General features: G+C 75.8%; 21 protein-coding genes and 1 riboswitch. Of the genes, 11 read left to right on the forward strand and 10 right to left on the reverse strand.

The window, feature by feature from the left end; genetic code table 11:
* The first annotated feature begins 31 nt into the window (after positions 1 to 31).
* Together MY520_RS05865 and MY520_RS05870 are read left to right on the forward strand one after the other, a co-directional pair.
* Positions 32 to 1,024 carry an NAD(P)H-quinone oxidoreductase gene (locus tag MY520_RS05865; RefSeq protein ID WP_436691025.1) on the forward strand — a complete coding sequence of 331 codons (993 nt, stop codon included), beginning with the start codon at positions 32 to 34 and terminating at the stop codon, positions 1,022 to 1,024.
* Between the two features lie 57 nt (positions 1,025 to 1,081).
* Positions 1,082 to 1,146, forward strand: a riboswitch (guanidine-III (ykkC-III) riboswitch).
* Between the two features lie 10 nt (positions 1,147 to 1,156).
* The gene (locus MY520_RS05870; RefSeq protein ID WP_436691027.1) at positions 1,157 to 1,471 is read left to right on the forward strand and encodes a DMT family transporter; all 315 of its coding nucleotides are present in this window, start codon (positions 1,157 to 1,159) and stop codon (positions 1,469 to 1,471) included.
* On the opposite strand, the gene MY520_RS05875 is transcribed toward MY520_RS05870, so the two are convergent.
* From MY520_RS05875 to MY520_RS05895, 5 genes are all read right to left on the reverse strand, one after another.
* The gene (locus tag MY520_RS05875) at positions 1,468 to 2,103 is read right to left on the reverse strand and encodes an anti-sigma factor family protein (RefSeq protein WP_436691029.1); all 636 of its coding nucleotides are present in this window, start codon (positions 2,101 to 2,103) and stop codon (positions 1,468 to 1,470) included. The genes MY520_RS05870 and MY520_RS05875 overlap by 4 nt on opposite strands.
* Positions 2,100 to 2,624: a sigma-70 family RNA polymerase sigma factor gene (locus MY520_RS05880; RefSeq protein ID WP_436691031.1), complete on the reverse strand. Its 525-nt coding sequence runs from the start codon at positions 2,622 to 2,624 to the stop codon at positions 2,100 to 2,102. The genes MY520_RS05875 and MY520_RS05880 overlap by 4 nt, the downstream gene beginning before the upstream one ends.
* On the reverse strand, positions 2,624 to 3,067 hold the full coding sequence (locus MY520_RS05885) for a hypothetical protein (protein WP_436691033.1): 444 nt from the start codon (positions 3,065 to 3,067) through the stop codon (positions 2,624 to 2,626). Before MY520_RS05885 ends, MY520_RS05880 begins: the two co-directional genes overlap by 1 nt.
* Positions 3,068 to 3,093: 26 nt before the next feature.
* Positions 3,094 to 3,261 (reverse strand): hypothetical protein, encoded by a 168-nt coding sequence (locus MY520_RS05890; RefSeq protein WP_436691035.1) that lies wholly within the window; start codon positions 3,259 to 3,261, stop codon positions 3,094 to 3,096.
* Between the two features lie 100 nt (positions 3,262 to 3,361).
* A complete protein-coding gene (locus MY520_RS05895) occupies positions 3,362 to 4,585 on the reverse strand; it encodes a cysteine desulfurase-like protein (protein ID WP_436691037.1) in 1,224 nt (407 codons plus the stop codon).
* Between the two features lie 88 nt (positions 4,586 to 4,673).
* On the opposite strand from MY520_RS05895, the gene MY520_RS05900 reads away from it, so the two are divergent.
* Both MY520_RS05900 and MY520_RS05905 read left to right on the forward strand, forming a co-directional pair.
* Positions 4,674 to 5,231, forward strand: coding sequence for a bacterial proteasome activator family protein (locus tag MY520_RS05900; protein ID WP_436691039.1), 558 nt, complete (start codon positions 4,674 to 4,676; stop codon positions 5,229 to 5,231).
* Positions 5,232 to 5,353: 122 nt separating this feature from the next.
* Positions 5,354 to 5,647, forward strand: a complete 294-nt coding sequence (locus MY520_RS05905) for a hypothetical protein (RefSeq protein WP_436691041.1) — start codon at positions 5,354 to 5,356, stop codon at positions 5,645 to 5,647.
* A 90-nt stretch (positions 5,648 to 5,737) separates the two neighbouring features.
* Here the strand turns inward: MY520_RS05905 and MY520_RS05910 are convergent, their stop codons facing one another.
* From MY520_RS05910 to serS, 3 genes are read right to left on the reverse strand one after another with little or no spacing between them, the layout of a single operon-like run.
* A complete protein-coding gene (locus MY520_RS05910; protein WP_436691043.1) occupies positions 5,738 to 6,541 on the reverse strand; it encodes an HAD family hydrolase in 804 nt (267 codons plus the stop codon).
* On the reverse strand, positions 6,534 to 7,475 hold the full coding sequence (locus MY520_RS05915) for an HAD family hydrolase (RefSeq protein WP_436691045.1): 942 nt from the start codon (positions 7,473 to 7,475) through the stop codon (positions 6,534 to 6,536). The genes MY520_RS05910 and MY520_RS05915 overlap by 8 nt, the downstream gene beginning before the upstream one ends.
* Positions 7,472 to 8,767, reverse strand: a complete 1,296-nt coding sequence (gene serS, locus MY520_RS05920; RefSeq protein ID WP_436691047.1) for a serine--tRNA ligase — start codon at positions 8,765 to 8,767, stop codon at positions 7,472 to 7,474. The genes MY520_RS05915 and serS overlap by 4 nt, the downstream gene beginning before the upstream one ends.
* Before the next feature lie 114 nt (positions 8,768 to 8,881).
* Here serS and MY520_RS05925 point away from each other — a divergent pair, with 114 nt between their 5' ends.
* From MY520_RS05925 to MY520_RS05935, 3 genes are all read left to right on the forward strand, one after another.
* Positions 8,882 to 10,312 (forward strand): GuaB1 family IMP dehydrogenase-related protein, encoded by a 1,431-nt coding sequence (locus MY520_RS05925; protein WP_436691049.1) that lies wholly within the window; start codon positions 8,882 to 8,884, stop codon positions 10,310 to 10,312.
* Positions 10,309 to 10,656 (forward strand): metallopeptidase family protein, encoded by a 348-nt coding sequence (locus MY520_RS05930; protein ID WP_436691051.1) that lies wholly within the window; start codon positions 10,309 to 10,311, stop codon positions 10,654 to 10,656. The genes MY520_RS05925 and MY520_RS05930 overlap by 4 nt, the downstream gene beginning before the upstream one ends.
* Positions 10,657 to 10,745: 89 nt before the next feature.
* The gene (locus MY520_RS05935) at positions 10,746 to 11,075 is read left to right on the forward strand and encodes a GroES family chaperonin (RefSeq protein ID WP_436691053.1); all 330 of its coding nucleotides are present in this window, start codon (positions 10,746 to 10,748) and stop codon (positions 11,073 to 11,075) included.
* A 6-nt stretch (positions 11,076 to 11,081) separates the two neighbouring features.
* Here MY520_RS05935 and MY520_RS05940 read toward each other — a convergent pair whose 3' ends face one another.
* Entirely contained in the window at positions 11,082 to 11,549 is a 468-nt protein-coding gene (locus tag MY520_RS05940) for a MarR family winged helix-turn-helix transcriptional regulator (protein ID WP_436691055.1), read from the reverse strand.
* Positions 11,550 to 11,630: 81 nt separating this feature from the next.
* Here MY520_RS05940 and MY520_RS05945 point away from each other — a divergent pair, with 81 nt between their 5' ends.
* Positions 11,631 to 13,775: an MMPL family transporter gene (locus tag MY520_RS05945; RefSeq protein WP_436691057.1), complete on the forward strand. Its 2,145-nt coding sequence runs from the start codon at positions 11,631 to 11,633 to the stop codon at positions 13,773 to 13,775.
* A 15-nt stretch (positions 13,776 to 13,790) separates the two neighbouring features.
* Positions 13,791 to 14,681, forward strand: coding sequence for a ketopantoate reductase family protein (locus MY520_RS05950; RefSeq protein ID WP_436691059.1), 891 nt, complete (start codon positions 13,791 to 13,793; stop codon positions 14,679 to 14,681).
* A gap of 96 nt (positions 14,682 to 14,777) precedes the next feature.
* Here the strand turns inward: MY520_RS05950 and pheA are convergent, their stop codons facing one another.
* The gene (gene pheA / locus MY520_RS05955) at positions 14,778 to 15,713 is read right to left on the reverse strand and encodes a prephenate dehydratase (protein WP_436691061.1); all 936 of its coding nucleotides are present in this window, start codon (positions 15,711 to 15,713) and stop codon (positions 14,778 to 14,780) included.
* Between the two features lie 99 nt (positions 15,714 to 15,812).
* On the opposite strand from pheA, the gene MY520_RS05960 reads away from it, so the two are divergent.
* Complete coding sequence (locus MY520_RS05960; RefSeq protein WP_436691063.1) at positions 15,813 to 17,480, forward strand: diguanylate cyclase; 1,668 nt, start codon at positions 15,813 to 15,815, stop codon at positions 17,478 to 17,480.
* A gap of 113 nt (positions 17,481 to 17,593) precedes the next feature.
* Positions 17,594 to 20,350 (forward strand): diguanylate cyclase domain-containing protein, encoded by a 2,757-nt coding sequence (locus tag MY520_RS05965; RefSeq protein ID WP_436691065.1) that lies wholly within the window; start codon positions 17,594 to 17,596, stop codon positions 20,348 to 20,350.
* Positions 20,351 to 20,372: the final 22 nt, after the last annotated feature.

The raw sequence follows: 20,372 nt of genomic DNA on the forward strand, positions 1-20,372 counted from the left end.
CCGGGACGCCTGTCCTTCTAGGGTCGGGGGCATGCGTGCGGTGACTCTCGACGGAGCGGGTGGACCCGAGGTCATGGGCTGGGGCGAGGTGCCCGACCCGGTCCTCAAGCCCGGTGAGGTGCTCGTCGACGTCGTGGCCACCGCGGTCAACCGCGCCGACCTGCTGCAGCGGGCCGGCCACTACCCGCCACCGCCCGGGTCCAGCGACGTCCTGGGCCTGGAGTGCAGCGGCGTGGTCAGCGAGGTCGGCGAGGGCGTCTCCGGCTGGAGGGTCGGCGACGAGGTGTGCGCGCTGCTCTCCGGCGGGGGCTACGCCGAGCGGGTCGCCGTCCCCGCCGGTCAGCTGCTGCCCCGCCCGGCCGGCGTCGAGCTGGCCACCGCCGCGGCCCTGCCCGAGGTGGTCTGCACCGTCTGGTCCAACGTGTTCATGCTCGCCGGGCTCAAGCGCGGCGACGCCTTCCTCGTGCACGGGGGCTCCAGCGGCATCGGCACCATGGCCATCCAGCTGGCCGCCCGCGTCGGCGCCCGGGTGTTCACCACCGCCGGCAGTGCCGCGAAGCTCGACGTCTGCCGCGAGCTGGGCGCCGAGGTCGGCATCAACTACCGCGACGAGGACTTCGTCGAGTGCGTGCTGGACGAGACCGAGGGGGTCGGCGTCGACGTCGTCCTCGACAACATGGGAGCCAAGTACCTGTCCCGCAACCTCGCCGCCCTGGCCACTGGCGGGCGGCTGGTCTGCATCGGCATGCAGGGCGGCACGAAGGCCGAGATCGACCTGGGCGCGCTCATGCGCAAGCGGGCCTCGGTGCACGCCACGACGCTGCGGGCGCGCCCGGCGACCGGTCCCGGCGGCAAGGCCGAGATCGTCGCCGCCGTCCGGCACGACGTCTGGCCGGACGTCGAGCGCGGCGTCGTCCGGCCGATCGTCGACCGCCGGCTGCCCATGGCCCGCGCCGCCGAGGCGCACCGGGTGGTCGACGCCAGCGAGCACATCGGCAAGGTGCTGCTGGTCAACGACGGCTGACCCGGGCCTGGTGGCCGGTCTCACCGCCCGGCTCCGCACCGTTCGTGCGACCCTGGGGATGGGTCCGCGACCGGACTCCCGGACGAGCACGCCGTACCCGGACAGCGACAAGACGGCGTCCAGGAGATCCCCGTGTACTGGCTCGTCCTCGTCCTGTCCGGCGTCCTCGAGGCCGTCTGGGCCACCGCGCTCGACCGCTCGCAGTGGTTCAGCCGCCCGCTGCCCACCGTCGTCTTCGCCGTGTCGCTGGCCGGCAGCATGGCCGGTCTCGCCTACGCGATGCGCGGTCTCCCCCTCGGCACGGCGTACGCCGTCTGGGTGGGCGTCGGCGTCGCCCTGACCGCGGGCTACGCCATGTGGTCCGGTCAGGAGCCGGTGTCGGCGGTCCGGGTCCTGCTGCTGGCGGGCCTGCTCGGCTGCGTCGTCGGGCTCAAGCTCACCCACTAGCCACCACTCACCAGCGGCGCCCGCACCAGCTCGGCCCCCCGGCCGTCGAGCAGGACCACGGCGGTGACCGTCTCGGCGTCGATGTCGGCCCAGCCGCGCCAGGTGCCGCCGCCATCGTCGTCGACACCCCACCGGCCGGCCGGGTGCACCTGGCCGGCCTCGTCGACCACCACGAGCCGGCACTCCCCCGCGGGTGCGAGGCCGTCGACGGCGATGTCGAGGACCGTGCCGCCACCGCCCTCCGTGGCGGTCACGGCGAACTCCACGCCACCGTTGGCGGCGGTGACCGTGGTGGCGTCCGTGCGCGGCCACGCCGCGATGGCCACCAGGACACCGCCCACCAGGAGCACCAGCAGCGCGGCGATGACCAGCAGCCGGCGGCGGGTCCAGCGCGGCCGGCGGGCGGCGGCGGAGACGCGGTCGAAGAGGTCCGGCGACGGCGCGACCGGAGGGGTGAGCAGGTCCTCCGGCTGCACCAGGGCCAGCAGGCCGGGCAGCTGCGCCAGCTCGGCCAGCTCGGCGTGGCAGTCGTCGCAGTGGCGCAGGTGTTCCTGGACCGCCCGCCGCTCCTCGGGCTCGAGCGCGCCGAGCAGGTAGGCCGCCAGGTCGGGCACCGCGGCACGGCACGTCACGTCGTCACCCCCCGTTCGGCGAGGGCCAGCTTGAGCGCCCGCAGCGCGTAGTAGCAGCGGGACTTGACCGTGCCGGGCGGGATGCCGAGGACGGCGGCCGCCTCGCTCACGGTGCGCCCGCGGTAGTAGGTCTCCACGATCACCGCCCGGTGCTCCGGCGACAGCGCGCCGAGCGCGTCGGTGACGACGATCCGGTCGAGGGCGCCGGCCAGGTCGTCGAGGGCCGGGACGGTGGCCAGCCCGGCGTCGGAGACCTCCGTCGGCCGGGCCCGGCGGGCGCGGTGGGCGTCGATGGCCAGGTGGTGGGCCACGGTGAACAGCCAGGGCCGCACCGGCGACGCCTCGGGGTCCAGCTCCTCGAGGTGCTTCCACGCCCGCACGAGGGTCTCCTGCACGACGTCCTCGGCCCGGTCGCGGTCGCCGCCGCACAGCCGCAGCGCGTACGCCAGCAGGGCCGGGGCGTGCGCGTCGTAGAGGGCCCGCAGCGTGCGCTCGCGGGTCTGCCCGCCCCGGGGCCGCATCAGCCGCTGCGGACCGGCCGGCGGCCGGTCCGCGGGTCGGCCCGCTGCCGCGGGCGGACGGCGGCGACGCAGACGAGCACCGCCGCGCCGACGGCCTCGACCCACACGCTCTGCCAGAACAGCGACGCCTCGGACGACTCGGAGAAGCCGAACAGCCCGACCCACACCGACAGCACGAGGCCACCGAGGGTGCCGAGCAGCAGGGCCGCCCCGAGCACGGCGACGAGGGGCAGCCAGTGCGCCGGCGCGACGAGGACGCCGATGCCGAGGAACGTCGCGGCGATCGACTGGAGCAGGAACAACGGCCCGATCCAGGGGATCGTGTCGTAGTCGGCGTCCCAGAGGTACAGGTGGATGCCGGCGCTGGCGCCGAGCAGCACGGCGCCGACGACCCGCCCGGCCGCCAGCAGCGGACCCGGGACCTCCGGACGCGGTCGACTCATGGCGCACTCCTCGGGGAGCGGGGCGTTCAGTGTGCGGGCAACGCGGCGGGTGCGGTCGTCGAGGTGATCGTGGTGCCGTCGGGGGACGACGGCTGGCCGGAGGCGGCCCCGCCCCCGTCGTCGTCGGAGCCGCGCCCGGCCAGCGCCGGCACGCCGACCGCGAGGACGGTGGAGAGGACCGGTGTCCTCCGCATGGGGAGCTCCCTCTGCCGGGCGGCCTCCTCGCGACGGGGCCGACACCAGGGAGCACGGATCCGCGGGGGGATCGGTTCAACCGGCCCGGCGGAGACGAGCTCAGCGGGGGCGGAGCCCGGCCACCGAGTCGACCAGGTAGCCGACCTCCTCGGCGGTGTTGTAGTGCATGAGGCCGAGCTGCACCGCCCCGCCCTCCTCGTTGACGCCGAGGGCGTCGAAGAGCTCGCGGGCGTAGAAGTCCCCGTCCCAGGCGCAGATCCCGCGGCGGGAGAGCTCCACGGCGACCTGGCGCGGCCGCATGCCGGCGACGGTGAACGACAACGTGGGCGTGGTCCGCGCGGGCGAGCCGAGCACCTGCACGTGGCGCATGGCGCGCAGGGCCTGGTCCAGCCACTCGAACAGGTCGCTCTCGTAGGCGGTCACCGCCGCCATCGACGTGCGCAGCCGGTCCCGCCGGGAGCCGGTGGCCTCCTCGCTCAGCCCGGCGAGGTGGTCGACGGCGGCGGCGACGCCGGCCAGCAGCTCGAAGGCCACCGTCCCGCTCTCGAACCGGTCGGGCACGCGGTCGGGCACCGGCAGCAGCTTCTCGGGGTGCAGGTCGGCCAGCAGGTCGGGGTCGGCGACCAGCGCGGCCACGTGCGGCCCGCACCACCGGTCCGCGGCGACGGCGAGGAAGTCGGCGCCGAGCGCGGTGACGTCGAGCAGGCCGTGCGGGGCGGCGTGCACACCGTCGACGAAGACCAGCGCGCCCACCTCGTGCGCCCGGCGGGCGATCGCCGGCACGTCCGGCCGGGTGCCCAGGGCGCTGCTGGCGGCGGTGACGGCCACGAGCCGGGTGCGCGGGGTGAGCAGCTCGTCGTACTGCCAGTCCGGCAGCTCGCCGGTCTCGATGTCCACCTCGGCCCACCGCACCAGCGCCCCCGACCGCTCGGCGAGCTGCACCCACGGGCGGATGTTGGCGTCGTGGTCGAGCCGGCTGACCACGACCTCGTCGCCCGGCCGCCAGGCCCGGGCCAGGGCGCGGGCCATCGTGTAGGTGAGCGAGGTGGTGTTCGCGCCGAGGACGACGCCGGTGGACACCCCACCCACGAGGTCGGCGACGGCGGCGCGGGCGCTGGCGACCAGGCCCTCCCCCCGGGCGGACGCCGGGAACACCCCGCCCCGGTCGGCCACCGGCACCCGCATCGCCTGGGCGACGGCCAGCACGACGCTCTCCGGCAGCAGCGCACCGGCCGGCCCGTCGGCGTGCACGAAGCCGTCGGAGAGACCGGGGAACAGGCCGCGGACGCGGGCGACGTCCAACCGCCCCTCCCCCGGTCCCATGGCCCTCGACCCTAGACGCTGGCCCTCGGCGCCCAGCGGGCCTCCGGGTGCCCGGCGGGCCCGCCCCGGAGCGGGGGAGGATGGAGGCATGACCGCATCGGGAAACGGCAGTGAACAGGCGCAGCAGGTGGTCGTCGTCGGCCCCGACGGCCGGCCGGTCGGCACGATGCCCCTGCCGCAGGCGCCCGGCGGCGACGGGGCGGACGGCGAGGGCACCATCGGCGACATGGTCGAGCAGCCGGCGAAGGTCATGCGGATCGGCACGATGATCAAGCAGCTGCTCGAGGAGGTCCGGGCCGCGCCGCTGGACGACGCCAGCCGCAACCGGTTGCGCGACATCCACGCCAAGTCGATCCGGGAGCTCGAGGAGGGCCTGGCACCGGAGCTCCGGGACGAGCTGGAGCGGATCACGCTCCCGTTCAGCGAGGGCGAGACGCCCTCGGACGCCGAGCTCCGGATCGCCCAGGCGCAGCTGGTGGGCTGGCTGGAGGGCGTCTTCCACGGCATCCAGACCGCGCTGTTCGCCCAGCAGATGGCCGCCCGGGCCCAGCTGGAGGAGATGCGCCGGCGCGCGCTGCCCGGCGGGCCGTCCAGCGCCGGGCCCCAGCAGCCCGACATCCGCCCAGGGGGAGGCCAGTACCTCTGACCGGGTGACGTCGTCCACCCGATCGGGTGACGGGGACGGTGCGGCCGGTTGGCCGGCCGTGTCCCCGATCACGGTCCGCGTCCGCGGCCGGACACGCCGGCCTGGACGAGACCGGAGCAACGGTGACCACAGAGCAGCACGCGGCGGGGGCGGCGACCCGGCAGGGCGGCACGACGAACGGCATGGGCGTCGGCGGGTTCGTGACGGGCCTGGTGGGGCTCGGGCTCTCCTGGGTGATCCCCCTCGCCGGGATCGTCCTGGGCGTGCTGGGCGTCGTCCTCGGCGGTGTCGGCGTCTCCCAGGGGCGCCGGCGGGGCGCGCCGACCGGTCTGGCGACCGCAGGCGTGGTGCTCGGGGCGCTGGCCATCGTGGCGGCGGTCGTCGTCGTCTGGGCGGTCACCGCGTCGCTCACCTGAGCCCGCCTCGACGAGGAATCGGATCCTCTGCCCGCGTCGGGGCAGCCGACACGCGGGCAGAGGATCCGATTCCTCAGGGGTGACGGGCCGTCACAGAGCCGACAGGAAGGCGGCGACCCCGTCGTCGTCGTTCGTGCCGGTCACGTCGGTCGCCGCGGCCAGCAGGTCGGGGTGGGCGTGCGCCATGGCCACCGCACGCCCGCCGGCCTCCCGCACCCAGTCGAAGGCGGCGATGTCGTTGGGCATGTCGCCGAACACGACGACGTCCTCGGGGCCGACACCGTGCTCGGCCGCCACCTTCGCCAGGCCGGTGGCCTTGGTGACGCCCAGCGCGGAGATCTCGGCCAGGGCGTCGCTGGAGGAGTTGGTGACCGTCGCGCGGCCGGCCACCACCGACTCCACCAGCGCGACGAACTCGTCCCGCGGCATCGACTCGTGGCGCGCCAGGAGCTTGGCCACCGGCACGGAGACCAGCTCGTCCAGCGGCGCGACGGCCACGCCGGGGGCGTCGACGTCCCACCGGGGCTGGTACACCGGCTCGTGACGGAACTCCAGCCCGTACTCGACGGCGAACCAGGTGTCGGGCTGCTGCCGCCGCAGCTCGGCGGTGACCTCGCGCAGCACCTCGGGCTCCAGCGGGTCCTCGTCGACGATCTCGAACTCGGCGAGGTCCAGCAGCACCGCACCGTTGCAGCACACCGCGGTGCCGTGCCGCAGCACCTCCCGGATGCGCACCATCCAGCGCGGCGGCCGGCCGGTGGCCAGCACGACCGGCACGCCGTCGGCGCGCCAGCGCTCCAGCTCCGCGACCGTCGCCTCGCTCACCGTGTCGTCCCAGCGCAGCAGCGTGCCGTCCATGTCGCTGGCGATGAGCTTCGGCCGCCAGTCAGACACCGGGCTGCCTCCCGTCGACCGGCCGCCCCTCGAACAGCAGGGCCTCCAGGTAGCGGGCGACGCCGTCGGCGTCGTGGCCGCTGGTGACCAGCGGCGTCGCCGCCCGGACGTCGGGGTGGGCGTTGGCCACCGCGACCGCCCGCCCGCCGGCTGACCGCACCGCCGCCAGCATCGGCAGGTCGTTGGGCATGTCGCCGAACACCAGGACGTCGCCGAAGCCCACGCCGTACCGCTCGAGGGCGATCGCCAGCCCGGTGGCCTTGGTGATGCCCGGCGGCAGCACCTCGATGAAGCCGAGCCCGGCGTGCGTCACCTCGGCGTCGGCGGGGTCGACCACCTGGCGGGCGCGGGCGAGCAGCTCGTCCTGCCCGAGGGTGGACGAGCGCAGGAACACCTTGAGCACCGCCCCGGCGGGCAGCACCTGGTGCCGCGGCAGCAGGTGCGCGGGCTCCGGGTAGGGCCAGTCGAAGCCGTGCTGCACCCGCAGCGGGGAGTGCGCCTCGGCCTGCTCGGCGGCGTCCTCCACCGCGACGATCAGCTCGCCGGCGACCGCCTCGATCCGCTCGATCACCGCCGTGGCCTGCGCGCGGGGGAGGCCGACGGTGCGCAGCACCTCGTCGCGCTCGAGGTCGACGACGAAGCCGCCCTGGGCGAGGACGGCGATGCCGCGGCCGTCGAGGGCACCGCGCACGCTGTCCAGCAGGCGCGGGCCGCGGCCGGTCACCCCGACGACCGGGATCCCGGCGTCCCAGCAGGCGGTCAGCGCCGCCCGGGTGCGCGGGCTGACCTCGCCGTCGGAGGTCAGCAGCGTGCCGTCGAGGTCGCTGGCCACCAGCTTGGGCCGCCAGGTGCCGACGTCCCCCAGGTCGACGACGTCGTCCGAGCCGGGGTGGCCCCCGAACGCCGGCAGCACGGCCGGCGGGTCCGCGCTCATGCGACGGGCACCGGCGCCGCCAGCGTCATGCCGGGGGTGAGGGTCTCGTGGCCGCCGAGCCAGGGGCGCAGCGCGGCCGGCACGTGCACCGAGCCGTCGGAGCGCTGGTGCACCTCGAGCAGGCAGGCGATGGTGCGGGCGATCGCGCACAGGGTGCCGTTGAGCGTGGCCGCGGTCTGGTTCTTCCCGTCCGCGTCGCGGTACCGGATGTTCAGCCGCCGGGCCTGGAAGGTGGTGCAGTCCGAGGTGCTGGTGAGCTCGCGGTAGGTGCCCTGGCTGGGGAACCACGCCTCGATGTCGTACTTGCGGGCCGCGCTCGTGCCCAGGTCGCCGGCGGCGATGTCGACCACCCGGTAGGGCAGCTCGAGGGCCTGCAGGAACTCCTCCTCCCAGGCCAGCAGCCGCCGGTGCTCCTCGGCCGCCTCCTCGGGCCGGCAGAAGCTGAACATCTCGACCTTGTCGAACCAGTGCACGCGGATGATCCCGCGGGTGTCCTTGCCGTAGGAGCCGGCCTCGCGGCGGAAGCAGGACGACCAGCCGGCGTAGCGCCGCGGCCCACCGGCCAGGTCGAGCACCTCGTTGGCGTGCATCCCGGCCAGCGCGACCTCCGAGGTGCCGACCAGGTAGAGGTCGTCGCGCTCGACGCGGTAGACCTCCTCGTCGTGCTCGCCGAGGAAGCCGGTGCCCTCCATCGCCTCGGGCCGCACCAGCGCGGGGGCGATGACCGGGGTGAACCCGGCGGCGACGGCGCGGCTGATCGCCAGCTGGGCGAGCGCGAACTCCAGCAGCGCGCCGGGGCCGGTCAGGAAGTAGAAGCGGGCGCCGGAGACCTTGGCCCCGCGCTCCATGTCGATCGCGCCGAGCGCCTCGCCGATCTCCAGGTGGTCGCGCACCGCGAAGTCGTAGGCGGGTACCTCGCCGACGGTGCGCATCGTCACCGCGTCGTCCTCACCGCCGGGCGGGACCTCGGGGTGCACGACGTTGGGGATCCGCAGGTGCGCCGCGCGCAGCCCGGCGTCGGCGGCGCGCAGCGCCTCCTCGGCCTCCCTGACCTGCGCGGCGAGGGCCTTGGCCCGCTCGAGGACGGCGGGCCGCTCCTCGGGCGTGGCCTTCTTCACCGCCTGCGAGGCGGCCTTCTGCTCCCCGCGGAGGTCGTCGGCCCGCTTGACCGCCTCCCGGCGGGCGACGTCGGCGGCGAGGAGGTCGTCGACCCGGGACTCGTCGGCCCCGCGGGCGCGCTGGCTGGCCGTGACGAGGTCGGGGTGCTCGCGCAGGAGTCGCAGGTCGATCACCCCCCGATGGTAGGTGGCGGCGCCGACCCGCCCCGCCGCGCGCGCAGGTGACTCCCCCCTCGTGGCGAGATCGCGCGACCTGGCCGCGGTGGGCCGGTGCGGGACAATGGGGTCATGCGTTTCCTGGGCGGCACCCGGCCGGCGACCGAGCTCACCTACGCCGACGTCTTCATGGTGCCCAACCACTCCACCGTCGGATCACGGCTCGAGGTCGACCTGACCACGCCGGACGGGGTGGGCACGACCATCCCCGTCGTCGTGGCCAACATGACGGCGATCTCCGGCCGGCGGATGGCCGAGACCGTCGCCCGCCGTGGCGGCCTGGCGGTGCTGCCGCAGGACATCCCGGTGGACGTCGTCGGCGAGGTCGTCGCGTGGCTGAAGCAGCGGCACCCCGTCTACGACACCCCGATCACGCTGACGCCGACGTCCACCGTGGCCGAGGCGCTCTCGCTCATGTACAAGCGGGCGCACGGGGTGGTGGTGGTCGTGGAGGCCGGCCGCCCGGTCGGCATCGTCACCGACGGCGCCTGCCAGGGGGTGGACCGGTTCAGCCAGCTGGCGCAGGTGATGACCGAGCCGCTCACCGTCCCCGCCGGCACCGACCTGCCCAAGATCTTCGACGTCCTGTCCGACGAGCGGGTCAACGCCGCCCCCGTGGTCGAGGGCGACCAGCTGGTCGGCGTCGTCACCCGCAAGGGCGCGCTGCGCTCGGCGCTCTACCAGCCGGCGCTGGACCCGAGCGGCCGGCTGCTCACCTCCGCGGCGGTCGGCATCAACGGCGACGTGGCCGGCAAGGCGGCGGCGCTGCTGGCCTCCGGCGTCGACGTGCTCGTGGTGGACACCGCCCACGGGCACCAGGACAAGGCCGTCGAGGCGGTGCGGGCGACGCGGTCGGTGGCCGGCTCGGCGACGGTGGTCGCCGGCAACGTGGTCACCGCCGAGGGCACCCGGGACCTGATCGAGGCCGGCGCGGACGTCGTCAAGGTCGGCGTCGGGCCGGGCGCGATGTGCACCACGCGGATGATGACCGGCGTCGGCCGGCCGCAGTTCTCCGCCGTCGAGGAGTGCGCCGCCGCCGCCCGCGAGCTGGGCCGGCACGTCTGGGCCGACGGCGGCGTCCGGCACCCGCGCGACGTCGCGCTGGCGCTGGCCGCGGGCGCGGCCACCGTGATGGTCGGCTCCTGGTTCGCCGGCACCTACGAGAGCGCCGGCGACGTCCACGACGACGGCTCCGGCCGGCAGTACAAGGAGTCCTTCGGCATGGCGTCGGCCCGGGCGGTCAAGGCCCGGACGGCGACGCAGAGCGGCTTCGAGCGGGCCCGCGCCGGGCTGTTCGAGGAGGGCATCTCGTCGTCGCGGATGTACCTCGACCCGGCCCGCCCCGGCGTCGAGGACCTGATCGACCAGATCGTCGCCGGGGTGCGCTCGTCGTGCACCTACGCCGGCGCCCGCACCGTCGACGAGCTGCACGAGCGGGCCGTCCTGGGGGTGCAGAGCGCGGCCGGCTACGAGGAGGGCCGGCCGCTGCCGACCAGCTGGTGAGGCCCCTCCCGCAGGAGGTCTTCGAGGCGCTGGTCTCCGATGCGCTCGACGCGGTGCCGGCCGAGCTCATGGCGCTGCTCGACAACGTCGTCGTCCTCGTCGAGGACCGCAACGAGGAGGACCCGGAGCTGCTGGGTCTCTACGAGGGCTACGCGCTGACCGAGCGCGGCTGGGAGTACGGCGGGGCGCTGCCCGACCGGATCATGATCTACCGCGAGGCGATCTGCGAGATGTGCTCGACCGCCGAGGAGGTCACCGAGGAGGTCACGATCACCGTCGTCCACGAGATCGCGCACCACTTCGGCATCGGCGAGGACCGCCTGCACGAGCTCGGCTGGGGCTGAACCCGGCGGTTTCCGCGGAAACCGCCGGGTTCGTGCCGGACTCTCCGCGCCGCAAGTCCGGGTCGGGGCGCCGCGTAACGTGAGCGGGCGTGGCGGAGGTGAAGGGCAGCGGGCTGCCGATCAAGATGCTCCACGACCGCATCCTGGTCGCGCTGCGCAGGGAGGACGGCGAGCGGCGGTCCATCGGCGGCATCCTGATCCCGGCGACCGCCCAGGTGGCCAAGCGGCTGGTGTGGGGCGAGGCGCGGGGCGTCGGCGCGAGCGTCCGCCAGGTGAAGGTCGGCGACCAGGTCCTGTTCTCCCCCGAGGACCAGCACGAGGTCGAGGTGCACGGCGAGGAGCTGATCATCCTGCGCGAGCGGGACGTGCACGCCGTCGCGGCCGAGCGGATCGAGGAGTCCACCGGCCTGTACCTCTGACACCGGTCAGTCCCCGGCGCGGGCGTGGCGGGTGATCACCTCGGTCATGTCCTCGAGGAACCGGCGGACGACGGCCAGCTCGTCGGCCGAGTAGGCGTCCATCGCGGCGACCAGGTCGCGGTTGAGCCCGCCGAAGAACTCCGCGCCCGCGGCCATCGCCGTGTCCGACATCTCCAGCACCACCCGGCGGCGGTCGTCGGAGCTGCGCACCCGCCGCACGTGGCCGACCCGCTCCAGCCGGTCGAGCAGCGCGGTCACCGACGCCGAGCTGAGCTCCACCGCCTGGCCGAGGGCGCCCGCGGTCAGGGCCTGCCCCCGGCGGGCCGCGTCCATGATCGTGACCAGGGCCCGGACGTCGGTCCGGCCGAGCCCGTGGATCCCGGCGAAGCGCTGGCCGACGGCGTCGAGCTCCACGGTCAGCCGGCGCAGCAGGAGGGCGATCGACTGACGCGCCGAGCCGGTGTCGTCGCCCATGCCGCCTCCCCGTTTGTCCGACCCGCACCACTCGCCTAATCTCTCGATCGTCGAGATTATCGCCGATCGAGAGACGATGTCATGTCCCGGCTGCGCTGGCTCCTCCCCGCCCTCGTCCTGCTCGTCTGGCTCGGCGGCGCGGGTCCGCTGTCCGTCCTCGGCGGGCAGCTGACCTCGCTGCAGGAGAACGACACCGCCGCCTTCCTGCCCGACAGCGCGGAGTCCACCCGCGTGGCGGAGCTCCAGCGGGAGTTCGCGCCGACCCAGGCGATCCCGGCCATCCTGCTGTGGGAGAGCGCCGGCGGCCCGCTGGACCCGGCCGCGCTGGCGACGGTCGCCGAACGGGTCGAGGCGGCGACCGGCGTGGCCGAGGACGCCGACGCCCTGGCCGGGCAGCCCTCACCACCCATCCCGTCGGAGGACGGGGAGGCGGTGCAGGTCGTCCTGCCGCTCACCCCGGACCTCGGCGACGAGCTCGTGACCGTCGTCGGCGACCTGCGCGAGGTCATCGCCGTCGACGGCACCGACTCCTTCGTCACCGGCCCGGGCGGCATCTTCGCCGACTTCGCCAACGGGTTCGCCGGGATCGACGGGCTGCTGCTGGCGGCCGCGTTCGGCGTCGTCCTGCTCATCCTGCTCGTCGTCTACCGCAGCCCCCTGCTGCCGTTCCTCGTCATCGGGACGGCGGGGCTGGCGCTGACCGCGGCCAACGCGGTCGCCTACCTGCTGGCCGACGCCGGCGCCATCACCGTCAACGGCCAGAGCCAGGGCATCGCGGCGATCCTGGTGGTCGGCGCGGCCACCGACTACGGCCTGCTGCTGGTCGCCCGCTTCCGCGAGGAGCTGCGGCACGAGCGGTCGAAGTACACCGCCATGCGCACCGCGCTGCGCCGATCGTGGGAGCCGATCGTGGCTTCCGGGGCCACCGTCGTCCTCGGGGTGCTGTGCCTGCTCTTCTCCGACCTCGCGTCCAACCGCGGCCTCGGGCCGATCTCGGCGGTGAGCGTCACCCTGGCGGTCGTCGCCGCGCTGACCTTCCTGCCCGCGGCGCTGGTGCTGCTCGGCCGGGCCGCCTTCTGGCCGTTCCGCCCGCAGTTCGGCGTGGACGCGCCGGAGGGCCGCGGCTGGCAGCGGGTGGCAGCCCTGGTCGGCCGGCGGCCGCGCCGGGTGCTCGCGATCAGCACGCTGGCGCTGGTCGCGGCGGCGGTGTTCGCCCCGACCTACGACGCCTCGGGCATCACCTTCTCCGACGCCATCCGGGGCGAGTCGAACGGCGTCGACGGCCAGGAGGCGCTGGCCCGCCACTTCGACGCCGGCTCCGGCAGCCCCACCGTGATCGTCACGCCCGAGGTGAGCTGGCCGCAGGTCGCCGAGGCGGCCGCGGCCACCGACGGCGTGGCCGCCGTCGTGCCGTTCACCGGGGCCGGCGGGCCGCCCCAGACGGGCGCGCCGCCCGTGGTCGTGGACGGGCTGGTCCGGCTCGACGCCACCCTCGCCGTCGCGGCCGACAGCGTCGAGGCGATCGACGTCGTCCAGGAGCTGCGCACGACCCTCGACGCGGCCGACACCGCGGCGCTGGTCGGCGGCGACACGGCCAGCAACCTCGACGCCCGGGAGACCGCGGCCCGGGACCTGCGGGTCATCGTGCCGAGCGTGCTCGCCGTCATCACCGTCGTCCTGGCGCTGCTGCTGCGGGCGCTGGTCGCCCCGCTGCTGCTCATGGCGACGGTGGTCCTCAGCGTGGCGGCGACCGTGGGCGTGGCCGCGCTGCTGTTCGACAGCGTGTTCGGCTTCCCCGGCAGCGACCCCGGCATCCTGCTCATCGGGTTCGTGTTCCTCGTCGCCCTGGGGATCGACTACAACATCTTCCTCATGACCCGGGCCCGGGAGGAGTCGCTCCGGCACGGCACCCGGGACGGCGTGCTGCGGGCCCTCGCGGTCACCGGCGGGGTCATCACCAGCGCCGGGATGGTGCTCGCCGCGACGTTCGGCGCGCTGTCGGTGCTGCCGCTGCTGTTCCTGACCCAGCTGGCGTTCCTGGTCGGCTTCGGCGTCCTGCTCGACACCTTCGTCGTCCGGTCGCTGGTGGTCCCCTCCGCGGTGCACGTGCTGGGCGACCGCACCTGGTGGCCGAGCCGGCTCGCGAGGGCCCCCAGCCGAGTTGATCATCGTGAGGTGGCGGCCGGACACGCCGGCGAGGGCAGCCACCCGACGATGGTCACCTAGCGGCAGGCTGGACGAGTGGAGTCGCTGCGCATCGCGGTCCTGGGTCCCGGCGGGGTCGGCGGCCTGCTCGGCACGCTGCTGGTCCGGCAGGGGCACGCGGTCACCTGCGTGGCCCGGCCGGAGACCGCCGCCACCATCGAGCGGCACGGACTTCGGCTGGTCAGCGACCGGTACGGCGAGCTGACCGCGCCGGCGCACGGGGCCGAGCGGCTGACCGAGCCGGTCGACGTCTGCCTGGTCACGCCCAAGGCGACCCAGCTGGCGGCCGCGCTGGACCGCCTGCCCCCGGACGTGGTGGGGACGGCGCTGCTCGTGCCCCTGCTCAACGGGCTGGAGCACATGGCCCTGCTGCGCGAGCGCTACCCCGCCGGCCGCGTCGTCGCCGGCGCGATCCGCGTGGTGGCCAGCCGGACGGCGCCGGGCGTGGTGCGGCACGAGGGGTCGCTCGCCGCCGTCCAGCTCACCCCGGGCGCGGAGGTGCTGGCCGACGCGCTCACCGGGGCCGGGCTCGACGTCACCGTCCGCCCCGACGAGGCCGGCCTGCTGTGGGACAAGCTGTCCTTCCTCGCCCCGGTCGCGCTGCTCACCACCGCCCTCGGCGCGCCGCTGGGCGCCGTCCGGGAGCAGCGCGGCGACGACCTCCGGGCCCTGGTCGAGGAGGTCGCGTCGGTGGCACGGGCCGACGGCGCCGAGGCGGACGCCGCCGCCACCCTGGCGTTCATGGCGACGGTGCCCGCCGGCATGACCTCGTCGATGCAGCGCGACGCGGCCGCGGGCACCGAGACCGAGCTGGAGGCGATCGGCGGCGCGGTGCTGCGGGCCGCCGAACGGCACGGCCTCGACGTCCCGGTGACCCGGCGGATCGTGACGGAGCTGCGCTCCCGGCTGTCGCCACCTCCCCGTTGATCATGGGCTCGTTGCCGGGAACTCGCGCGGACCCGCCGCGCGCAGCCGCCACGTCCCCATGATCAACGGCGGCGGGGGCACCTGACCGCCTGACACTCAGGCGCGGCCCTCGCGCACCCGTCGCAGCCAGTCGCCGGCCTCGGCGAACGCGGGGTCGGTCGCCGTCGCGGGCACCGGCTTGCTCTCCCGGCCGTCGGCCCGCGGATAGGAGCCGAGGAAGCGGACGTCGTCGCAGACCCGGTGCAGCGCGGCCAGCGCCTCGCCCACCCGGGCGTCGGCGGCGTGGCCCTCGCAGTCCAGGGCGAAGGAGTAGACGCCGAGCCGCTCGCGGGTCGGCCGGGACTCGATGCGGGTCAGGCTGATCCCGCGGACGGCGAACTCCTGCAGCAGTTCCAGGAGCGCGCCGGTCCGGTCGCTGACCACCGCGACCAGCGAGGTCTTGTCGTCACCGGTCGGCTCGGGCAGCGGCCCGGGCGGGCTGACCAGGACGAACCGGGTCTCCGCGCCCGGGTGGTCGGCGATGTCCTCGACGAGCGCCGCCAGTCCGTACCGTTCGGCGGCGATCGGGGCGCAGACCGCGGCGTCGAGACCGCCCTCGGCCACCTGCCGGGCGGCCTCCGCGGTGGACGTCGCCGGGAGCGGGGGGACGCCGGGCAGCAGCCCGGCCAGCCGGCGGGCGGTCTGGGCGAGGGCGTGCGGGTGGCTCCCGACCGACCGGACGTCGGGCAGCGCGGTGCCCGGCCGGACGGCGAGCACGAACGCCACCGGCATGAAGACCTCGCGACGGATGAGCAGCGGGTCACCGTCGGCCAGCCCGTCCATGGTCGCGGGCACGGAGCCCTCGACCGAGTTCTCCAGGGGCACGAGGGCGGCGTCGGCGTCCCCGGAGCGGACGGCGGCCAGCGCGGCGGCGACGCTCGGCGCCGGCTGCCGGGAGTCCCCCGAGGGGGCGACGAGCCGGTTCAGGGCCGCTTCGGCGAAGGTACCCTCGGGCCCGAGATAGGCGAACCGCGTCGGGGGCTTCGCAGGCATTCGACGAGGGTATGCGGTCGGGTCGGAGCGGGACGCTCCCCCCGGGGAGCTGCCCATCCCGGGCCGGACGGGCCGGGACCACCGCCGTTGGAGGGATGCGTGACCCCGGGCCCGGACCGCACCCGCGACGACGACCTCGACGAGGCGCTCTGGCGGCTCCTGGCGGCCAGCGACCGGGACGACCCGACGGCCTTCACCACCGAGCACGACCGGGCCGAGGCCGCACTCGCCGCCTCTCCCGATCCGCACTGGACCGCCTGGCGGCACGCGCTGGCCGCCCGCCGCGGGCTGGTCGACGGCGACCGGGAGGCCACCGCGGAGGCGGTGGCCGGCGCGCGGGAGGCCCTCGGCCGCTGCCGGCCCGGCCCGCGGACCGCGCTGACCCTGGCCTACCTCGCCCACGTCGAGGTCACCGCCGACCACTTCGACGCCGCGATGCTGCTGGCCATCGACGCCAGCCTGCTCACCGAGCTGCCCACCGCGGACGGGCCGTCGCGGGAGCTGCACCAGGCCCACCTCTGGCTGTCGCTGACCCTCGCCGCGCTCGACCTCGAGGAACTGGCGGTCGCGCAGGCGCTGCAGGGGAACCGGGTCGCGGCCCGGCTGCCCGGCCTGGCGGAGCAGTGGCGGCTGCTCCAGCTGTGCGCCCAGCAGCACGCCGAGCTGGCCCAGACGCTGGCCCGACGCGGATCGGCCGAGCGCGCCCACGAGCTGGCCGCGGCCGCGATCGAGTCCGCCGAGGCCGCCCGGGAGCTGGGCTGGGAGCCCGAGCCGAGCGAGCAGGACCTGCTCGACGTCGTCCAGGCCTGGGCGATGTCCTGCCACGGCGACCTGGACGACGCCCTCGGGCCGATGCGCCGGGCGCACCGGCGGATCCACCGCGACGGCGGCATGTGGCTGCGCGGGTACGCCGACCTGGTGCTGGCCCGGCTGCTCACCCGGCTGGCGCAGGTGGAGGCCGGCGGCGGGCACGACCAGGAGGCCACCGACCTCATGGTGGACGCCGCGGGGGCCTTCGCCGCCACCGGCGACCGGCGGCGCTACCGGCAGTGCCTGCTGGAGCTCGGCCAGAGCACCGCGGCGATGGGGCGCCCCGCCGAGGCCCTGCACTGGCTGGAGGCCTACCGCACCGACACCGGGCGGGCGCACGCCCGCGGCCGGGAGCTGTGGGCGGAGATGTTCATCCGGCGCAGCCGGCTGCGGGAGGCGGAGCGGCAGGCCGCCGTCCTCCGCCGGCACGCGATGGAGGACTCCCTCACCGGCCTGGGCAACCGGCGCAGCGCCGAGCGGCGGCTGGGCAGCATGCGGCTGGGCGAGGAGCCGGTGTCGCTGGCCGTCGTCGACATCGACCGGTTCAAGGAGGTCAACGACGACACGTCGCACTCGCACGGCGACGAGGTGCTGCGCCGGGTCGCCGGCCTGCTGATCGAGCACAGCCGGACCGGCGACGAGGTGTACCGGTGGGCCGGGGACGAGTTCCTCGTCGTCCTCCCGACGGCCACCGAGCAGCAGGCGCTGGCCGCCATGGAGCGGCTGCGCGCCGCCGTGGCCGACGCCGACTGGGGCGACCTGCACCTGCCCGAGTCGGTCACCGTGAGCATCGGGGTGGCCACCGCACCGGCGACCGCCGAGCCGGACGGCTGGCGCTCGCTGTTCGACACCGCCGACCTGTACCTGTTCTCCGCCAAGCGGGGCGGCCGCAACCGGGTCCGCGCGCCCGGCGGCGAGGGCGCGAGCGAGTCGTCCGCGAACGGAGCGGCGCCGTGATGCGGCCGGCCGGATGGGACGGCTGTGACGAAACGGACGACCCCGATCACACCCTGCGGCGCGCCTCCGGTCCGGTGCTCGACACCGACCAGGACGCCGTGCACAGTGCGCTCGTGCCACCCGGAGCCCTGCACCAACGGGTGACCTCTGCTCTGGCCAACTGGCAGCTCGACGACGCCGAGGAACTGCTCGCCGACGTCGAGAACGACCCCTCGCCCTACGCTCGGCCCGCCGGCACCGGCGAGGACGCTCCCGCGGGCCTCGGCCGGGCCTGGGCCGACACGCTGCGCGCCGAGCTGCTGGTGCGCCGGCTGCGCAAGGCCGGCTTCACCCTGGTCGGCGACCCGGTGGAACCCCCGCACGGCACCGGCTCCCCGCCGGCCCTCGACCTGCACGCCGGGGTCGCCGGGCTCCTCGACGGCTCGGTACCCGGAGCCGAGGACGGCGACCCGCGCTCGGAGTCTGCCTCGCGAGCGGCGCTGGCGATCGCGCTGGTGCGCTCGGCCAAGGCCGCCTTCGACGCCACCGACGACGACCTGCAGCGCGCCGCGGGCCTGGCCCGCCACGCCCGCATCGAGCTGCTCTCCCGCCGCATCGACGCCGCGATGGACGAGGCGGTCGAGGCGGCCAGCCTGCTCGACCCGGGGCTGCCGCCGTCGACGCTGCTGGTCGACACCCTCGGCACGCTCGCCGGCGTGCTCGCCGACCTCGAGCTCATGCCGCTGGCGCTGGACTACCAGCGCCGCGCCCACGAGACCGCCGTGGCCGCCGCCGCGACCCCCGGTGCCCTGACCGACGAGGACGAGGCCCCCGACCTGATCGTCGCCGGCACGGCGACCCACCTCGGTGAGCTGTGCGCCGAGCTGGGTGAGGGGCTGCTCGACGACGGCGTCCCGGAGTCGGCGCTGCCGCACTTCGCCGAGGCCCGCCAGCTGGCCGAGCACGCGCTGGCCCTGCTCTCCCCGGAGGCCCCCACGGCCGTCGTGGCCGCCCAGGTGGTGCACGGGTGGGCGCTCGTGGGGCTGGGCCAGCACACCGCGGCCGCCGGGCCGCTGCGCGCCGCCGTCCGGGTCACCTCGGAGTCCGGCGACGGGATGCTGCTCGCCGCCGCGCTGCTGGCCCTCGGCCGCGCGCTGCGCCGCCAGGGCGACGGCCGTGGCGCCGACGAGCAGCTGGCCACCGCCCTGGCGGTCGCCACCGAGCACGGCCTGCCCCGGTTGCGCCGCGCCGCGCTGCGCGAGCTGTGCACCCTGCACTCGGAGCTGGACGACGCCGGCCGGGCGCTCCCCTACCTGCAGGCCTACCTCGCCGACGAGCTCGACCGCGTCGACGAGCGGCGCACCCGCTGGGTGGAGCTGTTCGGCCGGCGCAAGAGCCTGCTGGAGACCGAGCGCGCCGCCGGCCAGCTGCGCCGGCAGGCCTACGAGGACCCGCTCACCCACCTGCCCAACCGGCGCTACGCGGAGGCGCGGCTGGACGGGCTGCTCTCCTCCGGCGCGGCGCCCGCGCTGGCGGTGGTCGACGTCGACCGCTTCAAGGAGGTCAACGACACCGCCGGCCACCCCACCGGGGACGCCGTCCTGCGCACGGTCGCCGAGCTGCTCATCGCCGGGGTCCGCGACACCGACGAGGTGTGCCGCTGGGCCGGCGACGAGTTCGTCATCCTGCTGCCCGACACCACCGCCGAGCAGGCCGAGCGGGCGCTGGAGCGCACCCGGCGCGCGGTCGCCGAGCACGACTGGGCCGGGCTCGGGGTCGACCTGCCCGTGACGATCAGCGTGGGCATCGCCTCGGCCACCCGGGGCGACGACCGGCGCACCCTGTTCGCCGCCGCGGACGGGGTGCTCTACGACGCCAAGCGCAGCGGCCGCAACCGCGTCGTCCGGCTGTCGGCGGTCACCCAGACCCGCGCCGGGAGCAGCCCGCTGGACGCGCTGTTCGGCCCGCCGAAGCGGCCTGCGACGGCTGTGACGGACGGGTCCGGTGGGGACGACACGGGTGCCGTCGCGTCCCGGGACGGCGCCGTCGTCGCCCCTAGGGTCGTTGCCGTGCAGCCTTCCCCGCTGGACGACCCGGCCGGCGACCCCGGCGGTTTCGCTCCCCTCCTCGTCGAGCCCGCCGACCCGCCGCTCGGGCTGGGCAGCCCGGCCGAGCCCGCCCTCGGTCCGGTGCCGGCCGCCGCCGTCGCGGCCTCGGTCCCGGCCTCGGTCCCGGCCGAGCCGGCCGCGCCCGCCGCGGTGCGCCCGCCGGCCCCGGCCGAGCCCGACGTCATCTGGGCCACCGGCCGCAGCACCGAGCAGGTGCTGACGCTGGTCCGCGCGGCGCGCCGGGAGTTCCCCGACCGGCCCGCCGTGGTGGTGCGCGCCACCGCCGAGACCCTCGTCGCACTGGCCAGCGAGCACGACGCCTACACGACCGTGGACGCCGCGGCGATGTCGGCGGCCGTCGGCCCGCTGCCCGATCCGGCCGGCCGGATCGGCGTGCTCTGCGGCGCCGGCGGCGACCTGCCGGTGGCCGCCGAGGCCGCGTTCGCCGCGCGGGTCACCGGCACCGAGGTGGTACGGGTCGACGACGTCGGTGGCAGCCGGATCCGCCCGCTGCTGACCGACCGCTCTCTGCTGGACGACGTCGACTGCCTGGTCGTCGTCGCCGGGCTGGACGCCTCGCTGGCCGGGCTGGTCGGCGCGATGACCGACGTCCCGATCGTCGCCGTCCCCACCTCGACCGGGCAGCCCGGCTCGTTCGGCGGCTTCAGCGCGCTGCTGACGATGCTCAACTCGGCGTCGCCGGGGGTCGTGGTCAGCAACATCGACAACGGCCACGCCGCCGGGGTGTTCGCCGCCCGCATCGCCCGGAGAACCCGCCGCTGAGCCCCGTCCCCGGTTGATCGTC

Source organism: Geodermatophilus sp. CPCC 205506 (assembly GCF_051383635.1).
In the GTDB taxonomy this organism is placed as follows: Bacteria; Actinomycetota; Actinomycetes; order Mycobacteriales; family Geodermatophilaceae; genus Geodermatophilus.

Bases quoted from the DNA above. Each gene is read 5' to 3' on its own strand.
- MY520_RS05865 (WP_436691025.1), top strand. From the start codon at position 32: ATGCGTGCGGTGACTCTCGACGGAGCGGGTGGACCCGAGGTCATGGGC.
- MY520_RS05880 (WP_436691031.1), bottom strand. From the start codon at position 2,624: ATGCGGCCCCGGGGCGGGCAGACCCGCGAGCGCACGCTGCGGGCCCTC.
- MY520_RS05885 (WP_436691033.1), bottom strand. From the start codon at position 3,067: ATGAGTCGACCGCGTCCGGAGGTCCCGGGTCCGCTGCTGGCGGCCGGG.
- MY520_RS05890 (WP_436691035.1), bottom strand. From the start codon at position 3,261: ATGCGGAGGACACCGGTCCTCTCCACCGTCCTCGCGGTCGGCGTGCCG.
- MY520_RS05895 (WP_436691037.1), bottom strand. From the start codon at position 4,585: ATGGGACCGGGGGAGGGGCGGTTGGACGTCGCCCGCGTCCGCGGCCTG.
- MY520_RS05900 (WP_436691039.1), top strand. From the start codon at position 4,674: ATGACCGCATCGGGAAACGGCAGTGAACAGGCGCAGCAGGTGGTCGTC.
- MY520_RS05915 (WP_436691045.1), bottom strand. From the start codon at position 7,475: ATGAGCGCGGACCCGCCGGCCGTGCTGCCGGCGTTCGGGGGCCACCCC.
- MY520_RS05925 (WP_436691049.1), top strand. From the start codon at position 8,882: ATGCGTTTCCTGGGCGGCACCCGGCCGGCGACCGAGCTCACCTACGCC.
- MY520_RS05940 (WP_436691055.1), bottom strand. From the start codon at position 11,549: ATGGGCGACGACACCGGCTCGGCGCGTCAGTCGATCGCCCTCCTGCTG.
- MY520_RS05945 (WP_436691057.1), top strand. From the start codon at position 11,631: ATGTCCCGGCTGCGCTGGCTCCTCCCCGCCCTCGTCCTGCTCGTCTGG.
- pheA (WP_436691061.1), bottom strand. From the start codon at position 15,713: ATGCCTGCGAAGCCCCCGACGCGGTTCGCCTATCTCGGGCCCGAGGGT.